Origin of the sequence: Nostoc sp. CHAB 5836, from assembly GCF_020829445.1 — a bacterium.
Lineage (GTDB): Bacteria > Cyanobacteriota > Cyanobacteriia > Cyanobacteriales > Nostocaceae > Nostoc.
Map to the genome: position 1 here is coordinate 1 of NZ_JAIVFV010000296.1, position 4,467 is coordinate 4,467.

The following is a 4,467-nucleotide window of genomic DNA, read 5'->3' on the forward strand; positions in this document are numbered from 1 at the left end:
AGGTACATAAGGTGTTGGTGTTGGTATCACTTTTGGTGTATCTCTGGAAGAAACTGACGGTTTTTGTAAAGCTACTGTCGGCGTTGATTTGGCAATTCTGAGCTGTTGTTGGGCGGCTTTCACCATCTGTGCTTGTTCACTCAGGGCTAATTTCGTTTTGAGAGTATCTACTTCACTTTCTAGCTGTTGAGAGTTAGATTCATTCGTTGGCTGTTCACGCACTTGTGGAGAAACAGTCTCTGGTTTTTTATTACCGCCACCGATCAACTGCGACAAAAACACACCACCGACCAAAACTACCCCTAAAGTAGCAGCCCCTACCAAGCCCAACTTTGCAAAGGGATTAGATGAGAGAGGTTGCTTAGTCTGAACTTGTTGTGGTTGAGAAAGCGACTCTTGCGGCGTTGCAGAGTCTTCTGATCCTTCGCTATCGGCAGAAGAAGATTCTTCTTCAAAGCCGACCAACCTTGACATCCGCGATTCCCAATCTGAAGATTCTACTTCTGGTTGGCGATCGCCGGTGCTTAAAGTAAGTTCATTTTGGGGAGGTGTTTCCGCAGGAATTGAGTATCGGGTCATGGTAGAGCTTGGTTTGGTTTTTCAGAACAATTGTTATCTTTGATTTCACATATATTATAAATTTCTAGTCTGGCTTCCCCAAGGCGATAAGCTGCAAAATGCGAGGGTAGTGCTGCATTGGGTAGTGAAGTCGCGGGTTCATCTATTGCTCTCACTAAAATTTGTTTATTAAAGGAAGTTGATTTTCCTAACTTATCATAACTGTTAAAAATTAATTGGTTGGCAAGCATCTCCACTTTCCACGTTCCATTGCTTATTTCTGTCGGTTGAGAAATTTTTTGGATTACTAATACATTCTCTGCTCCTCTATTAACATTTTCAAACTGGCTATCTGGATTTAAATTAGTAAGTTCCGATTTAAGTTTTTGTTTAAAATCATCAGCTACCAGTTGGGAGCTAATTTCCCACACTTGTGATGGTGGCTGTTGTTGTGACCAGGTAAGCATTAAGCTCATAGTTTCACCCACAAAGCGCCGAATAGTCTCTGGTTGTCGGTTCAAATTTTCTTGGGGGTCTGCGGTTATAGTGCGACCATCAACAAGTTGTACTAAACTTTGAGGTGTGAGTTGCCGGCCTAACTGTTGTAACATAGACCAATGAAATATTAATAACAGTAAAGTGAATATATGTAAACCAAATGTTCCTACTGCCAACAGTGGTAGAGGGTTATTTTTTCTGTTTTCTGGTTTGAGTAATTGCATTAATAATTCATTATATAAATTGAACTATCTTCAAGTGAAGTATATAGCGATTCTCGACAAGTGTGAGGTACAATTTTGACCTCACTTCCATTCCTCTCTTCCTTTAAGGAGAGAGGCTTTGAATTCTTCCCCCTTCCCGCTTCGAGGAGTTTTAGCCTTAACCCAAGCGTATTGGGCTATAAATGGATCATCTTATAAAGCTATCAGATGTTTGTCCAGTTCCACATTGATTTAATTGACCTTGGTTTTGGTTGTTGTTATCTAGCAAACATAAGTTACGAATTTCATAAATTTCTAATCTATCAGCGCGGACACTATAAATTGCTTTTTGTATGTCGGTGCTGTTATCAGGTTGGGGATTAGCGAAATAATCTGATGCACGTACAAGGATATCTTTGTTAAAAGGAGTTATGAGTTTTGCACCACCAACTCGGTTTTTTTGAATTAAGTCCGCTACCATACCCACTCGCCACTTACCTGGTGCAATTTGTTTTGGCGGATAAACCCGCTTAATAACTAATTGTGATGTCATAACTTGACTGGGATTTTCAGAGAAAACTTCTGGCGGTGTCATTTCTGCAACTGTGCTTAAGAAACCTTTGCGAAAGTCTTCTGATAGAGCAAAACTAGCTACCCAACTGCTAGTACTAATCTTTTGGCTACTTCCTTGAGGTGTGTTAATAAGTATTCCTAAATCTGATTTAGGGTTGGCGACTTCTTCAATAGCTTGTGGTGGCAAAGTTCCCGACCAGCTAAACATTGATATCATCGTTTTGCTGATGAATCGGCGAATTGCTTCTGGTTCTCTTGCTAAATCATCAATATTAGCTACTGGTTTTCCATCGATTAATTGCACAAAGTTGGGAGGTTTTCTCAGACTGAGTTGGCGAATATTTAGCCCTTGTAATAAGAATAAAAATAAAACTAATATATGTAAACTGAAGGTAGCGATCGCAAAAGCTGTCACAACACTTCCCGTTCTTTGTCTTTTTTCTAGTAAACGCACCATTTACTCATCTCCTTCTAAAAAACCTCAGCTATTATATATGATCATTTGCATCTAGTATATGTAGGGTGTGTTATCGCGTAGTGTAACGCACCAAAACCTTTGGATGGTGCTAGGTGTATTTCAAAAATCAAACCAGATTCCGATAGTCAACAGTTACGACACTTGCCAAAATTTTATTAATTTTGAATTTCCTATATCCTCTCCTTTACTAAAGAAGCCGTATTGCTAATAGCGCTGAAAACTGCAAAACCTCCAGCAGCAGCCACAAGTAAAGATAAAATTGGTGCTAATATTCCCAGAAAAATTATGAACCACATTAAATCTGGATCAGCACTAGCATTTTGACCTGGGCCATTTACAATAACTGCGGCGGTCAGCACAGCAATAATATTGAATGAAATCTTAGCGATTCCAATAGATAAAAATCCGGTCAACCATGCAAAAATTGGTTTACCAGCTACAGGTAGTAAAGACGCACCTACAGCTATTGGCCCCAAAAGTGCTATCAACAACATAGTAGCTTCTATCAAATTTTGGAAGGCATATTGTAAGGAAATTAAAAAGCTTTTAATGCTCGTTTGAACTGTAGAACCTAATAAAGAATTAAATGAGGTTTCTGATACAAACCCAGTGCCATATCTGATGTTATCTATCTTAGTTTGTAGTCTATTTATCCAATTTTGATTTCCATATGTTTCTCTATATTTTTCCCAAAGTGAGTTAACTTTCTCAGCAGCTTTGGCAAAGCATTGAGTTTGTTGTTCACCAGTAAGTGATTGACAAGGACGCAGTAAGGAACCAGCTACCTCTTCAGCAATACTCATATTCAGTGCTTGCTGGTAAATTTTATTCGCATCTGCTGATACTACTACTTGCTGATTCACATTGTTTAAAAAATCCCGGACTCCCAGTGTCAGATTAGAAAGTATACTCCCATTGCCGGCATTACTTAGGAGTACTACCACAATAAAAGGCCAAATTAAAGCTGATATTGGACGGGTATATTCGTAGGATATTAAGTCTTTTAAGAATTGTATCATAAAAAATAACAGGGTTCCTACCGCAAAAAAAATACCCAGATTTGTCAGCGCTCCATACAAGTTATTAGTGGTGTTATTTTGTAATAAACTCAGCCATTGGTTGTTCCAACCTTCGGCAATACTTTGGGAAGTTGCGACACCATTATCGAGAATCTCATTAATGCCTACTTGGGCAAAAATTAGTTGAATAGCAAGTTGCATTTTGAGTTGATGGGCTATTTTTTTAGATAAGGATTTTAAAAAATGTATCTAAGAGGATGTTTGAAAAGTGGTTGGCTGTTGATTTTAGGCACTTTTAGATCCCCCCTAACCCAATACGGTTCAGTTAAGGCTAAAACTCTGTTATCCAAGTCAATTTTTTAACGAACCGCCAAGGCGCAGAGGACGCAGAGAGTAGAAAGAGAAGGAAAAAAATTGCTTAACTGAACTGTATTGCCCCCTAACCCCCCTTTTTAAGGGGGGAACCGGAATCAAAGTCCCCCAATTTATCGGGGGATTTAGGGGGATCTAGAACGTTTTGCTACTGATAAAAAGACTTTTAAAACATCCTCTAAATTAGATTTTTTGATCTTCAAATCCTAATTATTAACATTAACTTGTCTGCCAAACAAATCTAGTTGAGAAGTAGCCCGTAAAAGTCGTGCTGCTTCTGTAGATGTATCTACTCTGCGAGCGCGATTTGCCTCTTCTACCTGTTGAGAGATGTTTGCCAAATTTAAGTTAGAGTATTGTAAATACTGATTCGTTTGTAATGTTTGACCAAATGTTTCAGCTACAATTTTTACTTGCTCCTGTTGAATTTTAGTATTTTGCAATTGACTAGCACCTAGCAAACCTGCTAATCCGGCAATACCACTTGTTACAGCCCCTGTCTGACTCGTAATATCCCCAATCTTTTGTAGAATTTGATTGTCATCAGTAAATTCTGCAATATCTTCCAGACTTTGCTGTGTATTTTCTAACTTCGCTTTTGTCCTATCTTGTCCATTTTTACCGAGAACACCTATCGCTATTCCACGGGTAATTACACGATTGAATTCATTGCTAACTAAATTTGCCCACACTGCTGAATTATTTTCAAAGCGGTTTGATTTAAGGTCGTAAGGATAAGGGGGGTTAATCAATTCATTACGAATCT

4 protein-coding genes and 1 pseudogene are annotated in these 4,467 nt (G+C 38.6%); all 5 read right to left on the minus strand.

Annotation, left to right across the window (positions count from 1 at the left end):
• A pseudogene (locus tag LC605_RS31120) lies at window positions 1-579 on the minus strand (hypothetical protein); the annotation flags it as partial.
• A complete protein-coding gene (locus tag LC605_RS31125) occupies window positions 576-1,280 on the minus strand; it encodes a hypothetical protein (protein ID WP_229551263.1) in 705 nt (234 codons plus the stop codon). The pseudogene LC605_RS31120 and the gene LC605_RS31125, both read right to left, overlap by 4 nt.
• Before the next feature lie 187 nt (window positions 1,281-1,467).
• Entirely contained in the window at window positions 1,468-2,289 is an 822-nt protein-coding gene (locus LC605_RS31130) for a hypothetical protein (protein ID WP_229551264.1), read from the minus strand.
• A gap of 191 nt (window positions 2,290-2,480) precedes the next feature.
• Window positions 2,481-3,530, minus strand: a complete 1,050-nt coding sequence (locus LC605_RS31135) for a hypothetical protein (protein ID WP_229551265.1) — start codon at window positions 3,528-3,530, stop codon at window positions 2,481-2,483.
• 377 nt (window positions 3,531-3,907) lie between these two features.
• Window positions 3,908-4,467 (minus strand): hypothetical protein (locus tag LC605_RS31140; RefSeq protein WP_229551266.1); only part of this gene is annotated, 560 nt, incomplete at its 5' end.

Excerpts from the sequence above, each read along its gene's own strand:
- LC605_RS31125 (WP_229551263.1), bottom strand. The coding sequence starts at position 1,280 with ATGCAATTACTCAAACCAGAAAACAGAAAAAATAACCCTCTACCACTG.
- LC605_RS31130 (WP_229551264.1), bottom strand. The coding sequence starts at position 2,289 with ATGGTGCGTTTACTAGAAAAAAGACAAAGAACGGGAAGTGTTGTGACA.
- LC605_RS31135 (WP_229551265.1), bottom strand. The coding sequence starts at position 3,530 with ATGCAACTTGCTATTCAACTAATTTTTGCCCAAGTAGGCATTAATGAG.